Raw genomic sequence first — 24,351 nt, forward strand, 5'->3', positions numbered from 1 at the left:
ACAATCGAAGGAAAAACGACAGGCGCACGTTTGCGCGGTCACGGAGAACCGGCGGCATGGACGCAATCAGCGAATCGTTGTTGAACAAGTCGGAGCCTCTTGACGAGACGACCCGCACGCGCGTCGTCTGGTTCCTGGGGCCCCGGCCGGCAAGCTGGAACGGCGTGATGCGCTACAGCCTGGATTGCCTCGAGATGGTGAAGACGTTCGACGACTTCACGGTCGAGTCCATCGACATCCCCGCAGAGCCGCGCTCGCTCAAGCGCTACTGGACGCATTTCGTGCTTTATCCGTTGCGCGCGATGCTCGCGGCGCGTTCGGCGGACCTTATCGTGCTGTACCAGGAAGACATGGCCTACATGATCCCGTTTGTGCGACTCGCGCGCGGGAAGGTCTGCATCGTGATGCATCACGTCATCTTTCCCGATCGTACGCGCGGAATCGTCGAGACGCTCAAAGCACGCTACATGCGCATGCTGCAACCGCTGATCGCCAAGGCCGACCTTGTGGTGTCGACGACGGGCGTCACAGTAAGCGACGGCATCGAGGAACTCGGGATCAAACCGGATCGCATCGAGCTCGTGCCTAACGCGTTCGACGAACGCATCGTTCCTGTCGATGCCGGCGTGCGCGAACGCGCCCGCGAGCACCTGCGTGAGAAGCTGGGCGTTGCGATCGGCAACGAAACCGTGTTCCTCAATGTGGGCACCGACGAAACGCGCAAGAACAACGCTGTCGTGTTTCGCGCGATGGCTGAACTCAGCCGCAAGGACGTGATGATGCTGCGCGTGGGCAAGGCGCAGAACGCCGCGAACCGCAAGGAATGCGAAGGCATCGCACGCGATGCGGGCATCAAGGCACATTTCATCGAAGGGGCAAGTGATAAAGACCTCGCCTTTTGCTATCAGGCGGCCGACGTCTACGTGTCGCCGACGCTGCACGAAGGCTTCGGGCGCACGGTAATCGAAGCGCAACTGGTGGGGCTTCCGGTGATCGCTTCCGATCTGCCCGTCTACCGATTCACGATGGCCGACTCGTTTCTTGCCGTGAACGAACCGACGCAGACCGTCGGTTGGCGCAGGGAGATCGAACGGATCTTGAAGGACGAACAACTGCGCCGCACGCTGGCGCAAAGCGGCAGGGCGAATGCCCGGCGCTTTTCGAGCGCGGCGGTGAGCGCGGATCTGCACCGCGCACTGCGTCGTGCGACGCAGCGTCGTGCGTAGCGGATCAAAGGACTCTGATGGCAGCACACCATTCGATGCGAGCGGTCAATTCAGGCGCGGCCGGCTACTCCGCCGCCGGTCTGATCTTTCCCGCGTTTTATGCGCTCGCGTTCCTGACCAACGCGGCGTTGCCGTCGCTCGGTCTTGCATCGTACAGCGCGACGGGGGCGCTCGCGCTCGCGGGTGTCGGCCTTGTCGCGCTGGTGATCGCGCGGCCGGTGTTTTCGGTGTCGCTGCTCTATCTCTTTGCCATCAGTCTCTCGGTGTTCGTCGCGGGTGTCGGCATCGAAAGCGGCGGTTTTCTCGTGGAGACCGGCGTTCAGGGCGAAGCAACCGGCGCCTTTAGCCGGCTCTTGTGGTTCTATCTGATCTTTGTGGCTTGCGCGCTGGTCGGCTTTAACTATTTGTATCGCGAGGGTCGCGCGCGTGGGCCGCTTGTGCCGCGCATGACGGTCGAGCAAGGCAGCATCGCGCTAGGGCTCGCGCTTGGCGCGGCTGTGATCGCAACGGGCGTCATCGCCGGCGCGACGGAAGGCTTCGCGCTGCTCAAGGGCGTCAACCGCTTTGCGTTGCGCAACGACAGCGCGAGTGCCGGGCCGCTCTTCAACCTGTTCCTTAACAATCAGTTGTTCGTGGCCGTGCTGCTCGGCACGTTCTGCTCGGCGCCGACCCGCCTGGTCAGATGGACCGCGATCCTCATGATCGTCGCCGACGTGGGGCTTCTGGTGCTGCATGGCGAGCAGTTCATGTCGGTGCTGGGCGTGGGCCTTGCGGTGATCGTGCCGTTCATTGCCATCGAGGCCGCGAACGGCGAGCGCGTGGTTCGCTATCTCGGGGTCGGCGCGGCGATTGCGCTCGCGCTTGGCTGCGCATCGGTGTTCTATGCATACAAGGGACAAGGGCTCGACCTGTCGGATACGGTCATGTCGCGTGTCTTGCTGCAAGGCCAGGTCTGGTATGTCGTCGATAGCGACGCGGGCCTTTTCGATGCGCCCGCTGGCGGCGCGGCCGCATTTTCGCGTGTGCTGAGTTCGCTTACATCGCCCGCAGCGCCGACGTTCTTTAGCGATGGCGCCGTGAGCGGCTTGCGCGACGTGATGCTCGCCTACGGAACACCCGACGTGCTGCGCGCCTACGTTCGCGACGATGTGACCTTCACGATGGGCCAGATGGCGGTGCCCGTCTACTGGTTCGGCTTCGCGGGCGCAGCGCTCTTCATTGCATTCACCGGCGTGGTGTATGGCGCCCTTGCGGCCGCGCAGATCGTCGTGACGCAGCGTGGTGGCGTCGTGATGCTGTGGCTCGTGACGAAGATCGTCTCGTATGCGGGCTTCGGCTTGCAGCAGGGCGAGTACTGGAATCTGTTCGGCTTGCGCACGCTCGGATACGTGTTGATCGCGCTCGTCTGGTGGTATTGCGTCGATGCCCGCGTGGCCGGGTTCCATCGTCGCATACGGGGATAACGTGAACTCGCTCGTGCAACTCCTTTTCTCGTCGTTCTCGGGCGTGGTCTGCGAGAAGATCGTCGGCGCGCTCGCGGCGATCGCGAGCAACCACTTGTTCGCGAACATCTATGGGGCGCAGCTCTTCGGCGAGCTTCAGTTTGCGCTCTCGCTTGCATACGTGGTCGGCAGCGTCGCGCTGATCTTCGGCTCTCCGACTATCGCGCCGATCCTCGGCAAGCATCGGCGCCTGCGGCACATCGTTTTCTATCGTACGTTCCGTTTGCGCCTGACGCTGACCGTCGCGGTGATGATCCTGTTCATGGCAGCGGTAGCCATCGCGATGCCTTCGTCAAGCGCGACGGCGCTCACGCTCATCGCGGCGCTGGTCCTGATCGTTGAACCGCTCGCGCTCGGTTCGCTGATGGCTTATGCGGAAACCAAGCCGTGGGTCATCACGCGGGCGAAGGCGTACGCGAGCGGTGTGCGCGTGCTGTGGCTGCTCGGTGCGGCGCATGCGTCGGTCGGCGCCGTCGTTGCTTCGTTCGCGTGGCCGCTCGAAGCGTGCGTCGCCGCGGTCGCGCCGTTCAGCCGCTATCGGTCGCTTGCGTTCCGCACGCCGAAATCGCTTCTCGGCGATGCCGTCGTTACTCGAACGCTCGTCTTGCGCGGGCTGAAGATCTGGCCCGCGATAGCGGCGAGCGTCGTCGTGCTGCGCATGGATCGCTTGCTGCTCGGCGTGATGATGTCGAAGGCCGATCTCGGCATCTATGCAGCGGCGGCGTCGCTCGTCGAGCAGTGGAATTCGGTTGGTACGACGCTCGCCCTCGCGCTGGCTCCGACGATGGTCTACGCCGCGCGCAACGAACGGCAACTCGTCGCGAGGGCGAGCAGGCTCGCGCTCTATCTTGCCGCGGTGGGTGCGGTCGCGTGGACCGGCAGCATTTTCGTCGGGGAACGCGCGTTCTTACTCATCTACGGACCGGCCTTCGAAGCGGGCGTGCCGGTCATGATCTATGGGACTGCATGCGCGATCGCCACGTTCGCCGATGCGGGACTCAGCACCTGGCTCGTCGCCGCGCGCCGCTACCGTCTCGTGATGATCAAGCAGGCGATGACCGTCGCGGCCATTGCGGCGGCACCCGTCCTCATGCCGCGTTCGCTCATGATGTACGCGCCCGCGACAGGCACCGCAGTATCGCTCGTGATGTTCTGGGCGATCACCTTCGGCTTTGCACTTCACCGCACGGAGCGCGCATGAAGATCTGCCTCAGTGCCAATCGCTTTCCTCCGAATGTCGTGGGCGGCGCCGAAGTGATGGTCCATGCGCTCGCGCTGCAACTGAGCGCGCGCGGACACGAAGTCAGCGTGCTCACCTTGTCCGACACACGAACCGGTAGCCGCGCGGTCGTGGACGGCATCGACGTGCATCTGCTTCCGAACGTGAACGTCTACAACCAGTTCGCACATACTGGGCGAGGCGTTCTCAAGAAGACGCTGTTCGGCATGATCGACCTGTTTAATCCGCTAGTGCTCGTGATGGCGTTGCGCAAGCTGAAGCAACTGGACGCCGACGTACTCTGCACGAATACGCTAAAGGGACTTGGCCCGGCGATGTGGATCGCGGCGTGGTTGCGTCGTATTCCCGTCGTGCACATCAATCACGATTACTGGCTCGTGTGCCCGCGCTCGACGATGTTCAAAAACGGGCACGCGTGTTCGACACCGTGCGGCCAGTGCCGCAGCTTCGCGCGACCGAAGGCGTGGCTGTCGCGATTAGTGAGTCATTCCGTCAGCGTGAGCCGCTTCGTGGAAGAGCGTCATCGCGAACTCGGCTTTTTTGCGCGGGGCGAGCGCAGCGTGGTTCACAACGCGCCCGCAAGGATCTCTTTCATGCAAAGGCGTCCGGGTGCGCCGGGCACGCCCTTTCGCATCGGCTTCATTGGACGCATCGACGAAACCAAGGGTATCGCGCCGTTGCTCGAGAGCGTCAAGCGCGCGAACGCCCAAGGCGTCGAGCTGCACATCGCCGGAAGGGACAAGGAAGGCGTCCTGCCCGATCTGCTTCGCCAGTACCCGAGCCTCACGGTCAAGCACCACGGTTTCATGGACCGGGAGGCGTTCTACGGAATCGTCGACCTCGTCGTCGTCACCTCGATGTGGGACGAGCCGTTTGGCATCGTCGCGATCGAACCGTGGGAGTTCGGCAAGCCATCGATCGCGTTCGCTTCGGGCGGCTTGCCCGAGGTCTACGAGGGCATGCCGGAACTTGTCGCACCGAAGGGCGATACCGATGCGCTCGGCGCACTCATCAGACGCATGGCGATGGATCGCGCCTTCTATGCGGAGATGGCATCGCGTTGCCACGCGCAACGCGAGCGCTTCGTGCCGCCGAAGCAGGCGATCGAGCTGGAACGGGTGCTGATGGCCGCAGTGACGGCACGTACCAGAACGGCACGCTCGCGACGGGCGATCGATCGCAAAGTCGAGGCCGACGTGTCCGACAAATAACAAGCGATGTAAAGAACAAGCACGGGGTTGCTCATGAGAAAGCGGGTACTGATGGTGATGACGCGGGACATCCCTCCCGAGGCCACGAACGGGCGCGAGCGAACGCTTCGCTTCATCCGGGATGCGATCGGACGCGAAGTGGAACTGCGCGAGTTCACGATCCGCTCGCTGTTCGAATCGGGCGGCGTGGCCGCAAAGATGGCGGCGTTGACCAGGCTGGTGCGCGGTGTCGCGACAGGCGCACCGTGTGCGCTCCAGGTCGCGATGTTCGCGGATCGCCGCAAGGAGCGCAAACTCGCTGCGGTCATCGCCGAGTTCAAGCCCGACGTGGTCTATCTCGACGGCATCCGGCTCGTCGACTATGCGCCGGGCATTCGCGTGCTGATCGGGCGCAGGCCAATCATCTTCGACTTCGACGATCTGATGTCGCGCCGTGCCGCGATTCTTTACGATGCACGCTTGCCGGTCTCTCCCGGCTATCTGACGAAGTCGATTCCGGGACCGCTCGTCAGGCTTGCCAATGCGAGTGTCATCCGCCAGGCGTTCCTGCGGTACGAGCGATATTGCCTGCAAGGACACGAGCGTCAGGCGGTCGAAGCGGCGCACGCGGTCACGCTGGTTTCGTCGGATGACGCGAGAGCCCTCGGTGCGCTGCTCGATTCGCGGACCTCGATGCGCAAGGTCCATGTGATCGCGCCGCCGATGACATCGACGAAACCTTTGACGCGTCCTGCCAATCCGCTTCGATTCGTGTTCATCGGTTCGGATACCCAGTTGCAGAACCGGCTTTCGATCGACTATCTGCTTGAACTATGGAAGCGCCTCGCGCCGCGCACGCCGCTCGTCGTCTACGGCCGCATGGTGCGCAAGTACGATGCCGTGCCGAACGTTCGCTTCGCGGGCTTCGCGCCTTCGCACGACGACGTGTACACCTCCGGTTCGATCGCGATGTGCCCGGCATTCCTCGGCGGCGGCATCAAGTCGAAGGTGCTCGAAGCGATCTCGCATGGGTGTCCACCGGTAGGCAACGCGACCGCCTACGAAGGTCTCGGCTTTCACGACGCCTCTCTCGCGATGAGCGAGGCGGACCTCGAACGCTTCGTCACCGATCCGTCGATCCATCTCGACGCCGTGCTCGATGCCGCTGCCGAGTTCGCTGCCTATTGCGAGGCCCATTACAGCGTGACCGCGTTCGCCACGCGCTGGCGCAATCTTCTTGCGCTGTCGCCCGCCATTCAGATGCAGCCCGCAGCACCGCCGATGCCTGCGCATCAGCCATTACATTTGTAATGTGCGCGCGATAACAATTGAGTGTGAGACGGCTCGCGGACAATGTCGGCTCACACTCGACGCGATCGAGGACACGAGGGAACAATAATGAAACCAATAGTCTTCGGGGGACGGTTCGGGTGGTTGCATGAAGGACGCGGCGATCGCGGCGTGATCCTGTGCAACACGCTCGGCCACGAGTCCGTGTGGACGCGTAACGGCATGCGTCACATGGCGGAAGAACTGGCGGCGCGCGGCATCTGGACGTTGCGCTTCGACTATATCGGCACGGGCGACTCGGCGGGCGCCGACGGAACGGCCGATCAGTTCGAATCGGCTGTGTTCGACATCGAGACCGCGATCGAATGGTTCCGGCAGGAGACGGGCGTCGCGCATGTCACGCTATGTGGCCTGCGGGTTGGCGCCGCGCTCGTGCTGAGTGCGGCGCGACACCGGCCCGTCGACGACATCGTGCTGCTCGCGCCCGTGATCAGCGGCCGCGCCTACCTGCGCGAACTGATGATGGTCCGCAAGACGTGGTTCGATCAGATGCCTGCGCCGTTGCAGGCCGTGCAGCCCGCGAGCGGACCGCTCAACGTGCTCGGTCAGATCTACAGCGACGAACTCAAGCTGTCGCTCGAAACATTCGATGCCGCCGCGATGATGCACGGCGCCACATGCAAGCCGGCCGCCCGTGTGCTGATCGCTCACGTAAGGGCGGCCGCGAGTGAATCGTTGCGCTCGGCGCTGATCGCACACGACGTGAGCGTCGAGTATCGTTCCTTCGACGAATTCACGGCCTTCGCCCAGGAGAGCGTGCTCTCCGAACTGCCAGCTAAGACGTTTGCGAGCGTCATCGAATGGATCGCGCCGGGTCGCGCGCGCAGTGCGCACGTGTCGTCCGAGTCGGCGTCATGGTCCGGCGATCTGATGATCGAAACGCCTGAAGCGGTGGAACGGCCGGTGCTTATCGGAGAGCGTCAGTTGTTCGGCATTCTTTGCGAGCCGCGCACCGTGCTCGCGCGCAACTCGGTGCTGCTCATTGCGAATACCTCTGCGAGTGCGCATGTCGGCGACAGCAGGCTGTCGGTGCGCATCGCGCGCGAGCTGGCGCGGCGCGGCATTGCATCGCTGCGTTATGACGCACGCGGTCGCGGCGACAGTCCGGCCGAAGAGGGCGACTTGAAGCCGGGCAAGCCGTTCACGCACATCTATGCACCCTGCGCCACGGAAGACACGGCCGATGCAGCGCGCTGGCTCGCGGCGAAGGGCTTTCGCAACATCGTGTCGTTCGGCATCTGCTCGGGCGCGTATCACGCGCTGCGCGCCGCCATTGTCGAACCCGCTTTGACGGGCGTCGTCACGGTCAACATTCCCACGTTCACCATGCCGCAGCCGCCTTCGCCCGATCGCCCGCGCGATGCCGCGCTCAATTCGCTGGCCGGTTATGCGATCTCTGTGTTCGAACCGGCGAAGTGGAAGCGTGTGTTCCGAGGCGAACGGCGCATCATGCCCATTGTGAAGTTCATCGCGAGCAATCTCGCGACACGCGTGCGTACGCGCGTCGTCGATGCGCTCGGTCTCGACCGGCGTCGGTTAGCATCGTCGAAAGAAGTGCCTGCCGAGCCCGGCGCGATGTTGCATGCGCTCAATGAAAAAGGCGTTCGCACGGTGCTGGTCTATGGCATCTTCGATAGCAGCATGGACATACTGGCCGCGCATTTCGGCAAGCATGGCAGGCGTCTTTCGCGCTATGAATCGGTGCGTGTCGCTGTCTTCGACGATATCGATCACGCGCTCTTCGCTGCAGCGAGTTCGGCGAAGGTCATCGCCTTGTGCGATACGCTGCTAAAGGAAATGAGCGTGACGTCGAAGGATGCTGCGGTGCCGGAGGGAACGCCCGCCATTTCCTGAGCGCGAAGGCCTGTCGGGCGAGTGCTATTGGCTTGCCCGATAGACAGCGCAGCGCCGTGCATTGAGCGCGCGAACTTCGCCATCGGGCGTCGATGCATGGATCGATGCCGACGCTTTGTCGCGAGCGATCAACGGAATGCGGCGCGTCGCGCCAGGACTAAGATGAAACCAGTCCACGGCCGCATGGAAATTCGGATCGACGACGTGCACCCAGCGCGCAAGCCGTGTCGCGCCGACGACGAGTTGCCAGCCGGGCCCGGCTTTCTCCACTTCGACGGTAAGCCCGAGTTCGTGCCGGTCGCTTGCCGACATGTCGGGGAAATGAAACGCTTCCGAGATCGCTTCACCGCTCACCGCGTCGCGCAGCGTGACGACGGTTGCTTCATGCACGCGCGGACCGAAGCGATACGCGTAAGTGAAGTCGAAGAAGTGACCGAGCAAAGCGGTTGCGTTGAGCCGCGTGACACTGCGCGCTTTAAGCACGACATCGCGCGATGCGCCGGCGACCTTCGTCGTGCCATCGCGCAGACAAGCGAGCTCGATTCGCGCGTGCACGTCGCGCGCGCTCTCGTTGATCAGATGCAGGTCGAGCCCGTCGAGTCCCTCGTCGGTGACGACGACCTGGACCGGCTGTAGCACGCCGGCAAGGCCATGCAGTGCGCTCTTCGGGACGCCGAGCGCATCGATGATGCCCCAGCCCGCGCCCGCGCGCAGATCCTGCAACTGCCAGACGATGCCGCCCGCACACGACGATCCGGCCCGACGCCATTCGGAGAACACCGCGCTCATCACATCCGCGACCACCGCGCGCGACAGTTCAAGATAGCGTTCGGGATCTTCATAGCGCAGGCGCGCGGTTTCGACGTGATAGAGCGAGCGCAGGTAGTGTTCGCGCACGTCGTCGAAGTCCCACGGCGCGCCGGGATCGCGTGGCACCGCCTGTTTCCAGCGCGGTTCGTGCGGCCGCGAAGCGTTCGGTATCGACGCGAGCGCGACATCGTCGGGCACGTTGGCGAAGCCCAGGCACTCCGACGCAAAGCGTACTTGTGCGCGACGCGCGTCGTCGAGCGGACGTTGATACGCACCGACCCCGTAGTAATGCGTGACACCCGACCGGGTTGCAAACGGAGGCGCGTGAGTGTCGCCCTCCGCGCTGCACGGCGAGTTGCGCACATACGGCACGTCGGGACGCGCCGCCGCGACGATCGAAGGCAACTGCTCGGTGAAGAGCCGCTGATTTCCTTGGGCATGCGAGAGTCCGAACATGGCGGCTTGCTGGTCCGCTTCGCTGCCGCCACATAGCACCGCGAGCGAAGCGAAGCGGCGCGTGCGCGAAAGAAACTGCCGCGCTTCGCGCTCCACGTTCGCGCGGAAGGCGTCGTCGTCGGGATAGTCGAAATTCGCAAAGGCGAAGTCCTGCCACACTAGCACGCCGCATTCGTCGGCGAGTTCGTAGAACGTGTCCGACTCGTAGAGCATCGTCCCGCCCACGCGGACGATGTTCATGCCCGCTGTACGCATCGTGTCGAATGTCGGCTTCATCGTTTCGAGCGAAGCATTTAGCGACACGAGGTCCGCGGATGTCCAGCATGCGCCGCGCGCAAAGACGGGCACGCAATTCACGACGATCTGAAACCCATCGTTCGACGGGCCCCGATCAATCGCGATATGCCTGAAGCCGACCCGGCCGAGCGCGATTTCACCGAGGCTTTCGGATTGCACGCTTATCGCGTGCAGCGTCGGTTCACCATGCGTATGCGGCCACCAAAGGCGCACGTTCGGCACGCACACGCTGCCTGTCAGTGTGCGTGAATTGCTCCAGCAAAGTTCGGCAGAAGCATCCGCGCAATGCAGGCGGACCGCGTGCGCATCTTGCGGATGATGAAAGCGTACCGTCACCTCCGCTATCCCGTCGGCCCCTTCTAAGCGCGTCGCAATGTCGACACGATCGATCGAATCGCGCGTATCGCCGATGAGTTGCACCGAACGCCACGGGCCGGCCGCCTGAATCGGCGGACACCATCCCGGCATGTGGCCGAGCAGCGTCGTGCGAACGTTGCGCAAGCTCGCGGGCTGGGCAAGTCGGGGCCGCCAACGAGCGCGCGGGCGCCCTGCCGCAAGCGCGGCGCTTAGTGACCTGAAGCAGAGATGAAGCGCCGCTTCGCCATCGACGTGGATATCGACGTCATGCTCGATGAACATCGAATCCGTGTCGAGTAGCTTGCGGTTGTCGAGCCAGACTTCGCAGATCGTCGCAAGACCGTTGAAGCGCAACGTCCGGGCACCATCGGCCGTAAAGCGCACGCGATACCAGTGGTCGCTGAACGCGAACGCGTGCTCCGCGTTCTCGTCGAGCCGCCCGGCCGCACGCAGCGCGGATGCCACCGTGCCCGGTACGGGCGCGTCGATCCATCCGGTGACGGAATCGAGTTCGGCGGGGGAGGCGAACGCACCGGCGGCAGTGGTGACGCACTGCCATCCGGCGTCGAGCTCGCGCGGCTTGCCGTTCACGAGAAGAGCGCGGCCAGGGGCGTCATCACGCGTTCGTATGACGCTTCGAGACCGTCGAGGCAATCGTCGCAGAAGTCGGGACGCGCCCGCATGCGTGCCCGCGCGAGGCGGAACTGCATCACCATCGATTCGCTCGCGATGTGCTGCGCATCTTTCGCAAGGCTATCGGGAATTTCAAAGCCGCGTTCGCGCAGCCAGCCAAGGTACTTCGACAGCAATTCGAAGTTCGCGCCCAACTGACGCATCACGTTGAACGAATACAGATGGAAGTACGAGACGTCGCGATTCAGCACCGCATGCACGTGCTCCTTGAAGGCGGCGCGCCACTCGCCGATCGGATTGCTGTTCGGACGCCGCGAGAGATGCATCGCGAGGAGGCTCGCCGAAGCGTCGGCGAGCGATGCATCGCTTAACGCGGGCCGGTTGCGCTTGACGAACTCGGCATAGGGAAAGAGTACATGCGGATTGCCGGCGAGTTCGGAAGCAAGACGGAACAGATAGTCGTAGTCCTCGCCGCTCAACGTGAAATAGCCGGCATTGTGGAAATATTCCATCTGCCGCGCGCCGGTGTCGATGCGCTTGATCCCAATCGTGGTCTTCGAATGCGTCTGCCGATAGCTCGTCGCGCGTGTATCGGGAAGATAGAACGCGTCTACCTCGACGATCACGACATGCCCGCGGCGCGTCTGTTCGAGCACCTGGCGTTCAAGCGTGTCGTAGATCGCGAGCTCCTGAGCCTGCACGCCATAGAGTGTCGCGAGATCGTCGAGCAAGAACTTCGGGAACGTGAACTGATCGCCTTCGAATGCTTGCAGCACGGTGAAGCCGAGCGCCGCGCGCGGATCGAGACCGAAGTCGTGCAGCAACTCGATCCACAGATCGACGTAGCAGTTGGTCTCCAACCAGACGCGTTCGCCCTGATGCAACGCGTGGCGACCCGCTTCGCGAACCAGCGCGCGCGGGGCGGGCTCGAACGCCGGAACCGCGACGGGCCCGATCGATTCGACCGACGCCGCCGGCGCCACAGCGGCGCCCTGCGCGCCCACGGCTTCAGCGGGCGAGGGCGTGTTCATGCGGGCGTTCCGAGGCGGGCGAGTCCCTCGGCGATCATCGGCGCAGCGTCGCCCCAGAGGAGCGCGCGCACCGGTGCGGGCCACTGCGCGACATCGAGGCCATGATGGCGGAATAGCGCGAGCGTGGTGCGCTCCATGCCGAATCCGACGCAGGCGGTGTGAGCGAGTTGGTCGTCCGCCTGCTTGATCTTCCAGATCTCGCCGAAGTGTTCCATGTGATAGTTGAACGAGAGGCACGCGGTCGGCTTGTCCGGTGTCGCGACGGGCACGAGCAGTTCGAACTTGAGTTGTTGCTCGCGCTGGCTGTCGGCGACGATCTTGCCGCCGCGTCCAAAGAACGGATCATTGGCGAGATCGATCTCGAACGGCAACTGCAGGAGACGCACGAGCATCGAGCCGCGCTCAATCCACTTCTGGCGGAACTCCATCACCTGTTGCGGGCTGCCGACGCGGATGTACTCGCGCATGCGGAACATCTGCAAGCGGCTCGGATCGATCGAGGGTTCATGGCGGAAGCAGTACGCGAACACGTCGACGATGGCGCCCGCTTCGCCGAGCTTGCCGCGCCGCGCGATCAGCGGATACACCGGATAGCAGGCGGCCGGCGTGAGCACGAGGCGGGTCGGCTTTTGCTGGTCCATCCATTCGTCGGAGCGTTCTTCGTCGCCGACGGCGATTGTTCTGTCGAGCGCTTCGAGCAGGCGATGATGACCGCGGTCGTTGCCCTGGAACGCATGGATGCTGCCCGCGAGATTCGGGAAGCTCTTCAGGTATTCGCTGTCCTCGAAGTCGTGACGGCGCATCGCGGGCGGAAAGCGCAGCACCTCCGCCTGCTGGTCCGCGCCGAGCAGCGTGATGACCTTGTTCAGTCGCTCGACGACATCTTCGAACACTTCGCTGCGTCCATAGAGACCGTTCTCCCCGGTCTCGATCAGGATGCCGGCTTCGACGAGGCGCGAGCGCAGCGTCGGGTCCGATCCGGTATAGGGCTGCTGCGCGTGCGCGCTTTCTTCGGCCTCGGCGAGCGCGGCCTGTTCGTTCGGCATGTTCATTTTTTAGTTTGTCCCCGTGACGGCGTGCCGCTGCGCGAGCAGCAGATTGGCCGTGTTCAACTCGATGCGGTCGTTGCTTATCATCAGCGGCGCGGAAAGAAGATCGCGCAGATGCCGCCCCACGCTGAATTCGGTGTCGTTCTTGTAGCCGGCCATGCCGCAGATCATCAGCGCTTCCTGCACGACCTGGATTGCCGTCGTCGAAATGGCGAGCTTGAGCATGTTGAGATCGGACGCCAGTCCGATCGATGCGCCGAGCGGCGTGTCCACCTGGTCGCTTTCGCTAGCCTGCCTCGCGGTGCGCTCGGCCTCTGCTTCGGCGACGGCGTCGAGCGCCGCATTAAGACGCGCCTGCATCATGCGCTGGAGCGTGACCGCCTGCGCGAGCCGCGACGCGGACGGCGGCAGTGCACCCGGCTTGCCGCGTGCCTGATTACGAAAGAAGTGATGCGCGCGATTGACCGCGTCCGCAGCGACGCCGATCCACACGGAAGCCCACAGCGTATGGGAGACGGGCAGCATGCTTTCGTCGGCGATCTTCGAAAACGGCGCCGGAAGGATCTGCTCGGCGTTGCCGCGTGCCGTGAGCCGATGTCCTTCGCTGCACGTGCCGCGCATGCCGAGCGTGTCCCACGTACCACGCGGTTCGAGTTCGAACGTATCGCGAGGCGCGACGATCAGGACCTGGTCCGAGGGCGGCGCGTCCGGATGACGGCGCGCGGTCACGAGAATGCAGTCGGCGTAGGCGCCATACGAGATCGTGGGCGCGAGCTTTTCGATCGAGAATGCGTCCTCGACGAGATCGACCGCGCAGGCGCTCGTGCGCATGTTGCCGCCGATCGTTTCCTCCGACGTCGCCGATGCAAGCAGCAACTGCTCGTCGACCATGCGCGCCAGCAGATCGCGCTGCCATGCGACCTGCGCGCCGTGATCGACGATGCACGCGACCTGGCTCTGATGCATCGCGTAGATCATGGCCGTCGAGGCACACGCTTGCGCCAGCGCTTCGCACAGGCGCGCGACGCAATCGAGCGCGAGGCCGTCGCCGCCGAACGCGCGCGGGATCATCGCGGAGAGCAAGCGCTCGTTGCGCATCGCTTCGAATGCTTCGCGCGGAAAGCGCGCTTCGCGGTCGACGGCATCGACATGAACCGCCGCAATTGCGGCAACCCGGCGCACTGCTTCGAGCAGTTCGGCTTCATTGCGCGGCACTCGCCCGCCGTTGCCGTAGATCAGGCCCGGCACCGACTCTGCGTTGCCCAATGCCTCGGTGCTGGCATTCATGCTGCCGCCTGCGAGCGACGCAGTTCGGTGATCGCGGCGGCCAGCGCGTCGATGCTCGAGAACAGGCGACGCGTGAGCATGCGGTCCGGAATCTCGATCCCGAACTCGTCTTCGATCGCGAGCATCACATGCACCGTGGCGAGCGACGAAAGTCCCGCAGCGTAGAGATCGTCGCTGTCGCCGAGCGAATCTACCGGGACGTCGAGTCGGGCAGATTCGGACAGGATGCGGCGCAGTTCAGTTTTCATTTTGCTTCCCCGTGAGGCCCCACCGAGAGAATCGGTTCTGTGATGTCCCGAGTGTTTGCCTGAAGGCGGCGCGCAGGTCATGCGCGCGCTTGCCCGAAGCCTTCGACCGGTCTCGGGATTGTCCGGCTGTCGGGACATCGCACTCGGGCGCGTGACATCGATCGTTGGGCGACGAGCGATGCCGTTTGTATGATCGTATTTAACGAATTAGCCGGGATGCGTGTCCGTGCGATGGCGCACGAAATGCCGGCAGTCGACGCACGAAGCAACACATGCCGATGAAGCGAGGACTTTGGTATGAGCCTTTGTGTACGATGCGATGCGCGCTTCGCTGGAATGATCTGTTCGATGCGCACGTTCTGCGGTGCGCCGGCGCTCGCTCGAAGACGCTTTCTGTAATCTGTCGAATTCGTTTGTTAAGGACAATCAACTTGGTTCTCGTCGCCCTCTTCGTTATTTACGTCGCGCTCTTCGTGCTCTGGCGCGGACATCGCCTGCAGGTGCTGATCGCGGGCGGAGTGGTGTTCTGGCTGCTCGGAAGCTGGCTCGCCGGGCCGCTCGTGCGCCTCGCGCAGAGCGGTTACGACACGACCGTCGAGCCCACGTTCAAGCCGCGCATGGCGCTGATCGTGCTCGGCGGCGGCACGGACTTCGACGCCAGCAATCGTCTCGTGCCGCGAGGCGATACCGGCGCGCGCATCGAAGCGGCCGCCCGGCTTTACAAGCAATGTCGGCAAGTCGAAACTGTATGTAGGGTGATCGTAAGTGGTGGTGATCCACAGCATCACGGACGCACCGAAGCCGAGGTGTACACCCCGTATCTGCTCAAGGCCGGAATCGAATCTTCCGATCTTCTGCTCGAAGATCGCAGCATGAACACTTACGAAAACGCGCGCAATGTGGATCGGTTGCTGCGGCAGGATCGTTATGACTCGATGGTGCTGATCACGTCGTCCTTGCACATGCGGCGCGCGCTGCTTTCATTCGAAGCGTTCGACCTGCACCCGCAACCGTATGTCGCGAGCGTGCGCAATCCGTATTCGTGGTGGGTGCCGCATCCCGAAGGGTGGATCGACTCCGATAGCGCGCTCCATGAGATCGCCGCGGTCGTACGCTTGCGGATTTGGCAGTGGCTCGGACTGTATTGATTTCACGCCGGCGGCGGTGAGCGTGCAAACGGCCACGCCGGCGTTTGTGCTATTAATGCATCGATTGCCCCGACTAAATCGACGACGCAAGCCTTCAGCGGGAAGATAGGAGTGCCGCCGCGTGAACCACGTCATCATCGCTCTGATCGTCTTTGTCTGCGTATCGGCGAGCGTGCTGCTCGGCCTCTATTTGCGCGACCATTTGCCGGAACATCACCTGAGCGACGAATCGAGCGGCGCGATCAAGCTCGGCATCGGGCTCGTCGCAACGATCGCGGCGCTGGTGCTCGGCCTGCTGATTTCGTCGGCGAAGGGCTCGTTCGATACCGTCGAAAACGATCTCATCCACAATGCGGCGAGCATGGTGCGGCTCGACAGCGTCCTCGCCCAGTACGGGTCCGAGACCGAACCGCTGCGTACCACGCTGCGGCACAACTACGCCTCATGGATCGAACTGCTCGATTCGTCGGGCGGTACGCGCTCGGCGCGTCTCGACAATCCGGAAGTGATCGGACGCATGGTGGGGTTTCAACGGAGCGTTGCCGCGCTCGTTCCCGCAAGCGACGTGGAGCGCGACCTTCAGGCGCGCGCGCTGCGCATCACGGACGACGTGTTTGCCGCGCGATCGCTTGCGCTATTGCAACGCGAAGGCACGCTGCCGATGCCGCTCCTCGTCGTGCTGGTCTGCTGGCTCGCGATCATCTTCGGCACGTTCGGTCTGCTCGCGCCGCGCAACGGCACGATCATCGCGGCGTATCTGCTGTGCGCGCTCTCGGCTTCCGGCGCGATCTTTCTGATTCTCGAAATGGACACGCCGCTCGATGGCATCGTCAGAGTGTCGATGGGTCCGATGAGGGAGGCGCTCGCCCGGCTCGGTCATTGAGCAGGGCACAGCCGCGATACGTGCGCCGCGTCAAATCCCGAACTTGAGCCGATACTCTTGCGGCGTCACTTCCAGCGCGCGGCTTCGACTGCTTCGCCGAAGATGCGGTATGCAGTCTCGGTGTCGCCGACTGGCACGGACGCGAGGCGATCCGCAAGAACCTTCGCGAGTTCATCGACAGCGGATTCACCGCGCTTCACGATGTCGTCGAGTATCTCGATAGCCCGTCGCTGAAGATATTGCATGCATCGTCACGATGACGTTCGACGAACCCGACACGCAGCCCGTCAAGCCAACCATGACGCACTTCTTCTACATGGACGAGGCCGATCCGACGCTGGTGAAACGCTGGGTAGGCGCAGTGGGGCCGACCGCATTCTGATTCGCCTGACACATGGCCGCGCGAGCAAGCGAAATTAAAGACGCCGACGCGGCAGCCGTTATCACGGTGTAAGGCTTGGGTTCCCCGGCATCCGCACGGGTGCCGGACAACCGGCGCAGCTTCTTCGTCCTTTCTCCAAGACATACCGTGAAAAAATTTAGCTTTAAGGCCAAGCTGATCAGCACCGTCGGCTTCGTATGGCTCAGCCTCATTCTGCTTTGCGTACTCAACGCGCTTTCAACGCGCCAGATGCTGATGCATCAACGTGAAACCGCGCTCGCGGAACAGGTGCAATCGGCGATGAGCGTCGTGCGGTTTCATGTGAAGGAAGCGCAAAGCAAGAAGGTTTCCGAAGCGGACGCCAAGGCCGCCGCCCTCGTGAGCCTGCGCGCGGTGCGTTACGGCGAGAACGGCTATCTGCTCGTCGTCGATTCGAACATGCTGCAACTCCTGAACCCGGTGCGCCCCGAGACCGAGAACAAGATCAACGATCTTGTCGACCGCACCGGCAAGCATTTCACCGCGGAAATCGTGAAGCACGGACTCGACGGCACCCACCTCACGTCCTATCTGTATCCGAAGCCCGGCCAGAACGAGCCGCTGCCGAAGATCGCTTACGGCGACTACGTGCGCGAGTGGGACTGGCATGTGTACACCGGCGCCTACATCGACGACATCGATCGCGCGTTCTATGCGATCGTGCTGAAGTCGCTGGCGATCGTCTTCGCGATTGGCGCGGTGCTGACCTTCGCGATGGCCTTCATCATTCGCGGCGTGCTGCGCAGCATCGGCGGCGATCCGGAGCAGGCGGCGGTCATCTGCCGGCGTATCGCCGACGGCGATCTCAGCGAGCCGGTGCGAGTCGCCACCAACGACCGCGCGAGCCTGATGTATTCGATGCACGCGATGCAGTCGCGCCTCACCGAAACGCTCGCGCAGATCAAGCTCGTCGCGGACGGCATCACGGCCGCGTCGCGCGAGATCGCGGACGGTCATACCGACCTCTCGTCGCGCACCGAAGAGCAGGCCGCTTCGCTGGCCGAAACGGCATCGAGCATGGAAGAGCTCACGTCCACCGTGCGGGTCAATTCGGAAAGCGCGAGCCAGGCGAGCCAGCTTGCGCAAAGCGCGTCGTCGACGGTGGAAAGCGGCAGCGGCGTCGTCGCCGGCGTGGTCGCCACGATGGACCGCATCGCGGGCAGCTCGGAGAAGATCGTCGACATCATCGGCGTGATCGAAGGCATCGCGTTCCAGACCAACATCCTCGCGCTGAACGCTGCGGTGGAAGCGGCGCGCGCGGGCGAGCACGGCCGCGGCTTCGCGGTCGTGGCATCGGAAGTCCGCGCGCTGGCGCAACGCTGCGCCAGCGCCGCGAAGGACGTGAAGACGCTGATCGACGAATCGGTCGGCAACGTGACTCAAGGACAAGACCTCGCGCAGCAGTCCGGTGAGACGATGCAGCAGATCCTCGCTTCGGTGACGCGCGTGACCGGCATCATGGGCGAGATCTCCGCCGCGTCGTCGGAGCAGACGCGCGGCATCGAACACGTGGGTGTCGCCATCGCGCAGATGGATTCCGTCACGCAGCAGAACGCCGCGCTGGTGGAGCAGGCGACGGCAGCCGCAGCCGCGCTCGCGGGACAGGCCGATGAACTGAAGCGTGCCATTGGCGTGTTCAGGCTCGCGGCCTGAAGTCTTCCGGGAGTTGCGGTACACGGCGTGTACGTGGATCATTGGGAACTTCGCCGCCATCGCGACGCGACACGTCGCGGCAAGGCCCGGCACCCACCCGATGTTCCGCCTCGCAAGGACGAACCCGCTCCATGAAACTCTACGGAAGACGCAGCTCCATTAACGTGCAGAAGGTGCTCTGGTGCCTTGCCGAACTTGGTCTTGAAGAAGGCCGCGACTTCGAGCGCATCGACGCCGGTCTGCATTTCGGCGTGGTCGATACACCCGAATTCCGCGCGCTCAACCCGAACGGCCTCGTTCCGACGCTCGTCGAGGACGGCCGCGTGCTGTGGGAATCGAACACGATCGTTCGCTATCTGGCGGCCACGCGCGGCGGCGATTCGCTGTTGCCCGCCGATCCCGCCGCGCGCGCGGACGTCGAGCGCTGGATGGACTGGCAACTGGCGACGTTATGGTCGACGTTGCGCGTCGCGTTTCTCGGCCTCACCCGCACGCCGGAACACGAGCGCAACTACGACGCGATCAGGACATCGCACGCGCAGGCGGCTCGCATGCTCGGCATCGTCGATGCGTTGCTCGCGCGCCAGCCGTTCCTCGCGCAGGATCGCTTCACGCTCGCCGATGTGTGTGTCGCGTTGTCCGCCGAGCGCTGGTACTTGCTCGCGCGGGATTATCCGGAACGGCTCGAACCCGCACCGGAACTGCCTGCGTTGCAGGCGTGGTTCGCGGCGGCGACGCAGCGTCCGTCCTACGCGAAGGTGGTCGGCGCCTGAGCGCGCCTCACGCGTCGCGCGTGTCTAACGCCGCAACTCCGCGATGATCTTCTCCGCGAGAAAATCGCATGGCGGCCGTTTCGACGCCGTGCTGCGCGCGAGCACCACTTCGAGCGCGGCGATCTCAGGCAGACCTTGCGCCTGTCCGAGCAGCGCGAAATGCGAAGGCACGGCGCACCGCGCGAGCGGCACGATGGCGAGACCGGCTTCGGCCATCGTCAACAGGCCGAGCAGGCTCGGGCTCTCATACGACGTGCGATAGCTGATCTTCGCGCGCTCCAGCGCCCGAATGGCGTTCTCGCGCGCCACGCTCCCGGGCAGAAACACGGCGATCGGCAACGGCCGCTCGCGCCAGATTTCATGAGCGCTCGGCGCGGCGGCCCAGACCATCGGTTCGAGCCGGATGAACTCGCCCGAGAGACCCTTGACGCGCGTCGCGCAGACGAGATCGACGGAACCGTCCTTCACCATCGGCGCGAGCGCGACGCTCGGCAGGCCGACCACCTGTATCTCCACCTTCGGATACGTCGCGGAAAACTTCTTGAGGATCGGCGGCAGGAGCGAGGACGCGTAGTCGTCCGGCACGCCGATGCTCACGCGCCCGGTCACGTCGGGCCGGACCACGGCCGCCCACGCTTCGTCGCGCAACGCGAGCATGCGGCGCGCGAACGTCAGCAGCACTTCGCCGTCCTGGGTCGGAACGACGCTGCGGGGCTTGCGCACGAAGAGCGGCTTGCCGATCGCGGTTTCGAGCGTCTTGATCTGCATGCTCACCGCCGATTGCGACCGATGCACGACTTCGGCCGCCCGGCTGATGTTGCCGGTGTCGGCCACGGCGACGATCATCGCCATCACGTCGAGGTCGAGTGCCTTCATGAAAATGTGCGCGCTATCAGAAAAATAGATGGATGCCATCAATATTATGCGATTTTCTTGATTATCGTCGTGCGGCATAGTGGCGTCAAAGGAGTCCACCGATGAACGCGCGAACCGATCTCTCACTGCTGGCTGTGCCCGACATATCCTTTGCGACGATTGCCTCGGGCATTTGCGTTCCCTACGTCGAGGCGGGCGAAGGCGCGCCGCTCGTGTTCGTGCACGGATCGCTCTGCGACTATCGTTACTGGAGCGCGCAGACGGCCGCGCTGTCGAAGCAGTTCCGCTGCATCTCCGTGAGCCTCAGCCATTACTGGCCGGCGAGCGAAGCCTGCATTCAGGGCGAGTTCGGCTGGGAGACGCACGTCGCGGAACTGGCCGAGTTCATCGAGGCGATCGACGTCGCGCCGGTCAATCTCGTCGGGCACTCGCGCGGCGGCTGCGTCGCGTTCCAGTTGGCGCGCCGGCATCCGCGGCTCGTCAGGACGCTCACGCTCGCGGACCCGGGCGGCCCGTTGCAGATCGACGGCAGGCCGGACGCCGCGCTGCCGCCGGCGACCAATGCGTTGCGCACGCGCGTCGCGGCGATGATCGAGGACGGCGAGATCGACGCGGGCCTCGAACTTTTCGTCGACTCGGTGAGCACGCCCGGCTCGTGGCGCAGAAGCCCGGCGAGCTTTCGCGCGATGGCGATCGACAACGCGACGACGCTGCCCAAGCAGTTGCGCGATCCGCTGCCCGCCTATTCGCGCGAGACGGCGCGCGACGTCAAGTGCCGCACGTTGTTGATCGAAGGCGAAAAAAGTCCGCGCATGTTCCGCAACAACGTCGACAAGCTCGTCGACTGGATCGACTTCGCGCATCGCGAGACGATCGCGGGGGCGTCGCATGGGATGAACGTCTCGAATGCGGGCGCGTTCAACCGGCTCGTGCAGGCGTTCGTCAGCGCATAGGCGCTCGTTTCCGCTCGGTTTGCCGCATTTCCGAAGCGCGCTCGCTTGATTGTGATATGTTGTGTCCGTTGATGCGTGTTCATACCGAACAACGAGCACAAATGAGCACAACCGGCAGATGCAACGAACCCGACAAGATGCCCTCGACGGCCTTCTCCCCGACGAACGCGAACGGCTGATCCTCGACCGGCTGCGCACGCACGGCCGCGTGCTGGCGTCCGAACTGGCGGCCGAATTGCGCACTTCTGAGCACACGGTCCGCCGTCATCTGCGCGATCTCGCGGACGCGGGACACTGCAAGCGGGTGTACGGCGGCGCGCTGCTCGCGTCGCCCGCCGACCGCAGCGCGTCGGAGCGCATGCGCGAGGCCGTCGACAGGAAGGCGAATCTCGCCGCGACCGCTGCGTCGATCGTCAAACCGGGTCAGGTCGTCCTGCTCGATTCCGGGTCGACGAACGTCGCCATCGCCAACGCGCTGCCGGACCACGCCAATCTGACCGTCGTGACGAACTCGCCGCTGGCGTGCGCGCGCCTCTTCGAGCGGCCCGGTTTCGACGTGATCCTGATCGGCGGCCGGGTCGATACGCGCGCGGCCGGCGCGACGGGCGCCACCGCGCTCCTGCAAATCCAGCAGATCCGCGCCGACATCTGCTTTCTGGGCGCGTGCGCGTTCGATCCGGCCGAAGGCGTCGCCGCGTTCGACGCCGAAGAGGCCGAACTCAAGCGCGCAATGGTGAAGTCGAGCGGCGTGGTCGCGATCGCGGCGACATCGGAAAAGCTGATGACGGCCGCGCCGTTTGTGGTCGCGCCGGCCTCGGCGGTGGATTGCCTGATCGTCGAAGCCGGACTGTCCGCCGAGCGGCTCGCGCAGTTGCGGGCAGCCTGCGGCAAGGTGATGGAGGCATCGGCATGACGCGACCCGTCAACCTCGTGCGCGAGCGCATCGCGACGCTCGCGGTCTTCCTCGGCAACGGATTCGGGATCGGCGCCTGGGCGGTGGAAGTGCCGCGCATCAAGGAAAGCCTCGCCCTCAGCGACACCCAACTGGGCTTCGCGCTCTTTGCGTTCGCGCTCGGCGCCATCATCGCGATGCCGCTCGCCGGCAAGCTCGCGCCCCGCTTCGGCAGCGGCCGCGCCACGGCGCTGCTCGCGGCGGCGTTCGTCGTCGCGTTGCCGCTGCCCGCGCTGATGCCGAACCTCGTCTCGCTGTGCGCGGTGCTGGTCGTGCTCGGAGCGGCCAACGGCGCACTCGACGTCTCGATGAACGGCCACGCGAGTGGTATCGAGTCGCAATGGCGCGCGCCGATCATGTCGTCGTTTCACGCGGGGTGGAGCGCGGGCGGCCTGCTCGGCGCCGCGACCGGCGCGATGCTGCAGAAAGCGGGCGTGGGCGTGATCGGCGGATTGGCGCTGCCGGACGTTTTCATCGCGGCGCTGATGCTCGCGGCCGCGCTCTTCGCGCTGCGCGAGGAAGGGCCGCGCACGACCAAGCCCGCTCCCGGCTTCGCGCTGCCGAGCGGCGGCGTGACGAAACTCGCGGCGCTCGCGTTTCTCTGCATGATGGTGGAAGGCGCGGTGGCCGACTGGAGCGCCGTCTTCCTGCGCTCGGTCCTGAGCGGCGACGCGAGCATTGCCGCGCTCGGTTACTCCGCGTTCGCGCTGTCGATGGCGGCGTGCCGGATCGTCGGCGATGTGTCGGTGCGGCGCTTCGGTCCGTCGATGGTCGTCGCGGCCGGCGGGCTCGTCGCGACCGCGGGGCTCGCGCTCGTGCTGGGCCTGCCGAACGTCGTCACGGCCTGCGTGGGCTTCGGATTGGTCGGCATCGGCCTTGCCAACATCGTGCCGGTGATTTTCAGCGCAGCCGGCCGCTCGACCGCGACGCCGGCCATCGGCGTGTCGATGGCGGCGACCGCGGGCTATGCCGGTTTCCTCGTGGGTCCGCCGCTGATCGGGCTCGGCGCGGGATTCGTCGGCTTGCGGCTCGCACTGTGCGTGCTGCTGGCGGCGGCGCTCGTCGTCTGTCTCGCGGGCGGTAAGGCCGTGCGTCACGCCGAAAGCCCGGCGACGGCGCACTGACCGAGGTCAATGCGATGCCGCGCGTTGCAGCATGAATCGCTCGATCTGCGGGAGCGTGACGTAACCCTTCTTCTGCGTGTCGATTTCGTCGAAATGCTGCGCAACGCGCGGCATGCCCGACGCGGCCTGCTCGCGAGTCAGCTTGCCGTCGTGCGTGGTGTTGGCGCTCGAGAAGCGCGTTTGCAGTTGCTGCATGGCGTGTTCGACGTGCGGCGATGCGCCCATCGGCTGAGTCGCGGTCTGCGCGAGCGCGCCGGTCGAACAGGCGAGGGCGCTACACGCGGCAAGGAGGGCAAGCATCTTTTTCATCGGAGTTCTCCGCTCGGACATCGATCGATTCAAGGCTTCGCTGCGCCGGATGCGGCCACTTCTTCCGGGCGAATCATCCGTTGACAGACGCATTCTAGGGACGCCGCCCGCGGCAAGGCAATTCCCGGCTCGCTACAAATCATGTCGCGACGTGTCACGAAGGCGAACACGTCCGACGCCGCATTTAAGCGGCTACATGATCCCTCGCCTAAAAGTCCGCGACATCGAATGAAATAGTTTTTGGCTCCTCTTTCGCAGGCGCTTTGCCTATCGTTTGCAACGTCGGCGCCACGAGCGCCTCAACGGTTCGCGCAGCGAGCTAGCCATACCTATCGCCGCCGGATCAATGCACGAGGTCCCAAATGAGCTTTCGTATGATCAGTATCTCTGCCGCCGCCGCTCTTGGTCTTGTCTGTTCCGAAGGCGCGTCTGCTTCCACCGTCGTGCGCGTCACCTACATGGCGCCCGCCATCGTCTACGCGCCGCCGCCCCGTCCTGTCTACTATTACGTTCCCGCCGCGCCGACCTACGTCGTGCCGGTGACGGCGCGCGTCGTTCCGCAGCCTCCGCCGCGCTCGACGACGGTCGTCATTCATCCCGCATACGCCATCGCGCCGATGCGTGTCGTCACCTATGCGCAGCCGGTGATGGTCGTGCCCGTCGCAGGCATGCACTGACGGTCGCTCGATTGCAACGTTATGCAACGGCTAGCGCGAATCATGAGGGGGC

Annotated in this window: 23 protein-coding genes; 15 read left to right on the forward strand and 8 right to left on the reverse strand. The window is 64.4% G+C overall.

From position 1 onward, the window contains the following. Positions 1–56: 56 nt before the first annotated feature. The 6 genes from QCE48_RS18170 to QCE48_RS18195 all read left to right on the forward strand — a co-directional run bounded on the left by QCE48_RS18170 (position 57) and on the right by QCE48_RS18195 (position 8,362). Positions 57–1,226, forward strand: coding sequence for a glycosyltransferase (locus tag QCE48_RS18170; protein ID WP_309784257.1), 1,170 nt, complete (start codon positions 57–59; stop codon positions 1,224–1,226). Between the two features lie 17 nt (positions 1,227–1,243). Further along, positions 1,244–2,689, forward strand: a complete 1,446-nt coding sequence (locus QCE48_RS18175) for a DUF6418 domain-containing protein (RefSeq protein ID WP_309784259.1) — start codon at positions 1,244–1,246, stop codon at positions 2,687–2,689. A 13-nt stretch (positions 2,690–2,702) separates the two neighbouring features. Continuing rightward, a complete protein-coding gene (locus QCE48_RS18180; protein WP_309784260.1) occupies positions 2,703–3,929 on the forward strand; it encodes a hypothetical protein in 1,227 nt (408 codons plus the stop codon). Continuing rightward, positions 3,926–5,179 carry a glycosyltransferase gene (locus QCE48_RS18185; protein ID WP_309784261.1) on the forward strand — a complete coding sequence of 418 codons (1,254 nt, stop codon included), beginning with the start codon at positions 3,926–3,928 and terminating at the stop codon, positions 5,177–5,179. The genes QCE48_RS18180 and QCE48_RS18185 overlap by 4 nt, the downstream gene beginning before the upstream one ends. A 33-nt stretch (positions 5,180–5,212) precedes the next feature. Beyond that, a complete protein-coding gene (locus QCE48_RS18190; protein WP_309784262.1) occupies positions 5,213–6,469 on the forward strand; it encodes a glycosyltransferase in 1,257 nt (418 codons plus the stop codon). Positions 6,470–6,556: 87 nt separating this feature from the next. After that, the gene (locus tag QCE48_RS18195) at positions 6,557–8,362 is read left to right on the forward strand and encodes a serine aminopeptidase domain-containing protein (protein WP_309784263.1); all 1,806 of its coding nucleotides are present in this window, start codon (positions 6,557–6,559) and stop codon (positions 8,360–8,362) included. A gap of 24 nt (positions 8,363–8,386) precedes the next feature. On the opposite strand, the gene QCE48_RS18200 is transcribed toward QCE48_RS18195, so the two are convergent. Genes QCE48_RS18200 through QCE48_RS18220 form a run of 5 tightly spaced genes read right to left on the reverse strand, consistent with a single transcriptional unit; the run spans position 8,387 to position 14,530 of the window. Next, complete coding sequence (locus QCE48_RS18200) at positions 8,387–10,873, reverse strand: glycosyl hydrolase 2 galactose-binding domain-containing protein (RefSeq protein ID WP_309784264.1); 2,487 nt, start codon at positions 10,871–10,873, stop codon at positions 8,387–8,389. Beyond that, positions 10,870–11,946 carry a DUF1839 family protein gene (locus QCE48_RS18205; RefSeq protein ID WP_309784265.1) on the reverse strand — a complete coding sequence of 359 codons (1,077 nt, stop codon included), beginning with the start codon at positions 11,944–11,946 and terminating at the stop codon, positions 10,870–10,872. The genes QCE48_RS18200 and QCE48_RS18205 overlap by 4 nt, the downstream gene beginning before the upstream one ends. Beyond that, on the reverse strand, positions 11,943–12,998 hold the full coding sequence (locus QCE48_RS18210; protein WP_309784266.1) for an amino acid--[acyl-carrier-protein] ligase: 1,056 nt from the start codon (positions 12,996–12,998) through the stop codon (positions 11,943–11,945). Before QCE48_RS18210 ends, QCE48_RS18205 begins: the two co-directional genes overlap by 4 nt. 3 nt (positions 12,999–13,001) lie before the next feature. Next, entirely contained in the window at positions 13,002–14,282 is a 1,281-nt protein-coding gene (locus QCE48_RS18215) for an acyl-CoA dehydrogenase family protein (protein ID WP_309784267.1), read from the reverse strand. Then, the gene (locus QCE48_RS18220; RefSeq protein WP_087629950.1) at positions 14,279–14,530 is read right to left on the reverse strand and encodes an acyl carrier protein; all 252 of its coding nucleotides are present in this window, start codon (positions 14,528–14,530) and stop codon (positions 14,279–14,281) included. Before QCE48_RS18220 ends, QCE48_RS18215 begins: the two co-directional genes overlap by 4 nt. A 431-nt stretch (positions 14,531–14,961) precedes the next feature. On the opposite strand from QCE48_RS18220, the gene QCE48_RS18225 reads away from it, so the two are divergent. Both QCE48_RS18225 and QCE48_RS18230 read left to right on the forward strand, forming a co-directional pair. After that, complete coding sequence (locus QCE48_RS18225; RefSeq protein WP_309784268.1) at positions 14,962–15,678, forward strand: YdcF family protein; 717 nt, start codon at positions 14,962–14,964, stop codon at positions 15,676–15,678. A gap of 121 nt (positions 15,679–15,799) precedes the next feature. Then, positions 15,800–16,561 (forward strand): hypothetical protein, encoded by a 762-nt coding sequence (locus QCE48_RS18230; protein ID WP_309784269.1) that lies wholly within the window; start codon positions 15,800–15,802, stop codon positions 16,559–16,561. Between the two features lie 65 nt (positions 16,562–16,626). Here QCE48_RS18230 and QCE48_RS18235 read toward each other — a convergent pair whose 3' ends face one another. After that, positions 16,627–16,806, reverse strand: coding sequence for a hypothetical protein (locus tag QCE48_RS18235; protein ID WP_309784270.1), 180 nt, complete (start codon positions 16,804–16,806; stop codon positions 16,627–16,629). Between the two features lie 11 nt (positions 16,807–16,817). On the opposite strand from QCE48_RS18235, the gene QCE48_RS18240 reads away from it, so the two are divergent. The 3 genes from QCE48_RS18240 (at position 16,818) to QCE48_RS18250 (ending at position 19,408) form a co-directional block, all read left to right on the forward strand. Continuing rightward, the gene (locus tag QCE48_RS18240) at positions 16,818–16,943 is read left to right on the forward strand and encodes a hypothetical protein (protein ID WP_309784271.1); all 126 of its coding nucleotides are present in this window, start codon (positions 16,818–16,820) and stop codon (positions 16,941–16,943) included. Between the two features lie 249 nt (positions 16,944–17,192). Then, complete coding sequence (locus QCE48_RS18245; protein WP_309784272.1) at positions 17,193–18,635, forward strand: methyl-accepting chemotaxis protein; 1,443 nt, start codon at positions 17,193–17,195, stop codon at positions 18,633–18,635. 131 nt (positions 18,636–18,766) lie between these two features. Next, the gene (locus QCE48_RS18250) at positions 18,767–19,408 is read left to right on the forward strand and encodes a glutathione S-transferase family protein (RefSeq protein WP_309784273.1); all 642 of its coding nucleotides are present in this window, start codon (positions 18,767–18,769) and stop codon (positions 19,406–19,408) included. A gap of 24 nt (positions 19,409–19,432) precedes the next feature. Here the strand turns inward: QCE48_RS18250 and QCE48_RS18255 are convergent, their stop codons facing one another. Beyond that, entirely contained in the window at positions 19,433–20,284 is an 852-nt protein-coding gene (locus QCE48_RS18255) for a LysR substrate-binding domain-containing protein (protein WP_207785569.1), read from the reverse strand. Positions 20,285–20,385: 101 nt separating this feature from the next. Here QCE48_RS18255 and QCE48_RS18260 point away from each other — a divergent pair, with 101 nt between their 5' ends. The 3 genes from QCE48_RS18260 (at position 20,386) to QCE48_RS18270 (ending at position 23,313) form a co-directional block, all read left to right on the forward strand. Beyond that, the gene (locus QCE48_RS18260; RefSeq protein WP_309784277.1) at positions 20,386–21,237 is read left to right on the forward strand and encodes an alpha/beta hydrolase; all 852 of its coding nucleotides are present in this window, start codon (positions 20,386–20,388) and stop codon (positions 21,235–21,237) included. Positions 21,238–21,355: 118 nt separating this feature from the next. After that, positions 21,356–22,150, forward strand: coding sequence for a DeoR/GlpR family DNA-binding transcription regulator (locus QCE48_RS18265; RefSeq protein ID WP_309784279.1), 795 nt, complete (start codon positions 21,356–21,358; stop codon positions 22,148–22,150). Continuing rightward, positions 22,147–23,313: an MFS transporter gene (locus QCE48_RS18270; protein ID WP_309784282.1), complete on the forward strand. Its 1,167-nt coding sequence runs from the start codon at positions 22,147–22,149 to the stop codon at positions 23,311–23,313. Before QCE48_RS18265 ends, QCE48_RS18270 begins: the two co-directional genes overlap by 4 nt. Positions 23,314–23,319: 6 nt before the next feature. Here QCE48_RS18270 and QCE48_RS18275 read toward each other — a convergent pair whose 3' ends face one another. After that, the gene (locus QCE48_RS18275) at positions 23,320–23,622 is read right to left on the reverse strand and encodes an EF-hand domain-containing protein (RefSeq protein WP_309784283.1); all 303 of its coding nucleotides are present in this window, start codon (positions 23,620–23,622) and stop codon (positions 23,320–23,322) included. Positions 23,623–23,996: 374 nt separating this feature from the next. On the opposite strand from QCE48_RS18275, the gene QCE48_RS18280 reads away from it, so the two are divergent. Further along, positions 23,997–24,299, forward strand: coding sequence for a hypothetical protein (locus QCE48_RS18280; protein WP_309784284.1), 303 nt, complete (start codon positions 23,997–23,999; stop codon positions 24,297–24,299). Positions 24,300–24,351 lie beyond the last annotated feature (52 nt).

The sequence above is a fragment of the Caballeronia sp. LZ024 genome (genome assembly GCF_031451455.1).
In the GTDB taxonomy this organism is placed as follows: Bacteria; Pseudomonadota; Gammaproteobacteria; order Burkholderiales; family Burkholderiaceae; genus Caballeronia; species Caballeronia telluris.

Excerpts from the sequence above, each read along its gene's own strand:
- QCE48_RS18170 (WP_309784257.1), top strand. The coding sequence starts at position 57 with ATGGACGCAATCAGCGAATCGTTGTTGAACAAGTCGGAGCCTCTTGAC.
- QCE48_RS18175 (WP_309784259.1), top strand. The coding sequence starts at position 1,244 with ATGGCAGCACACCATTCGATGCGAGCGGTCAATTCAGGCGCGGCCGGC.
- QCE48_RS18185 (WP_309784261.1), top strand. The coding sequence starts at position 3,926 with ATGAAGATCTGCCTCAGTGCCAATCGCTTTCCTCCGAATGTCGTGGGC.
- QCE48_RS18190 (WP_309784262.1), top strand. The coding sequence starts at position 5,213 with ATGAGAAAGCGGGTACTGATGGTGATGACGCGGGACATCCCTCCCGAG.
- QCE48_RS18195 (WP_309784263.1), top strand. The coding sequence starts at position 6,557 with ATGAAACCAATAGTCTTCGGGGGACGGTTCGGGTGGTTGCATGAAGGA.
- QCE48_RS18205 (WP_309784265.1), bottom strand. The coding sequence starts at position 11,946 with ATGAACACGCCCTCGCCCGCTGAAGCCGTGGGCGCGCAGGGCGCCGCT.
- QCE48_RS18210 (WP_309784266.1), bottom strand. The coding sequence starts at position 12,998 with ATGAACATGCCGAACGAACAGGCCGCGCTCGCCGAGGCCGAAGAAAGC.
- QCE48_RS18215 (WP_309784267.1), bottom strand. The coding sequence starts at position 14,282 with ATGAATGCCAGCACCGAGGCATTGGGCAACGCAGAGTCGGTGCCGGGC.
- QCE48_RS18220 (WP_087629950.1), bottom strand. The coding sequence starts at position 14,530 with ATGAAAACTGAACTGCGCCGCATCCTGTCCGAATCTGCCCGACTCGAC.
- QCE48_RS18235 (WP_309784270.1), bottom strand. The coding sequence starts at position 16,806 with ATGCAATATCTTCAGCGACGGGCTATCGAGATACTCGACGACATCGTG.
- QCE48_RS18240 (WP_309784271.1), top strand. The coding sequence starts at position 16,818 with ATGACGTTCGACGAACCCGACACGCAGCCCGTCAAGCCAACCATGACG.
- QCE48_RS18245 (WP_309784272.1), top strand. The coding sequence starts at position 17,193 with ATGCTGATGCATCAACGTGAAACCGCGCTCGCGGAACAGGTGCAATCG.
- QCE48_RS18250 (WP_309784273.1), top strand. The coding sequence starts at position 18,767 with ATGAAACTCTACGGAAGACGCAGCTCCATTAACGTGCAGAAGGTGCTC.
- QCE48_RS18255 (WP_207785569.1), bottom strand. The coding sequence starts at position 20,284 with ATGAAGGCACTCGACCTCGACGTGATGGCGATGATCGTCGCCGTGGCC.
- QCE48_RS18260 (WP_309784277.1), top strand. The coding sequence starts at position 20,386 with ATGAACGCGCGAACCGATCTCTCACTGCTGGCTGTGCCCGACATATCC.
- QCE48_RS18265 (WP_309784279.1), top strand. The coding sequence starts at position 21,356 with ATGCAACGAACCCGACAAGATGCCCTCGACGGCCTTCTCCCCGACGAA.
- QCE48_RS18270 (WP_309784282.1), top strand. The coding sequence starts at position 22,147 with ATGACGCGACCCGTCAACCTCGTGCGCGAGCGCATCGCGACGCTCGCG.
- QCE48_RS18275 (WP_309784283.1), bottom strand. The coding sequence starts at position 23,622 with ATGAAAAAGATGCTTGCCCTCCTTGCCGCGTGTAGCGCCCTCGCCTGT.
- QCE48_RS18280 (WP_309784284.1), top strand. The coding sequence starts at position 23,997 with ATGATCAGTATCTCTGCCGCCGCCGCTCTTGGTCTTGTCTGTTCCGAA.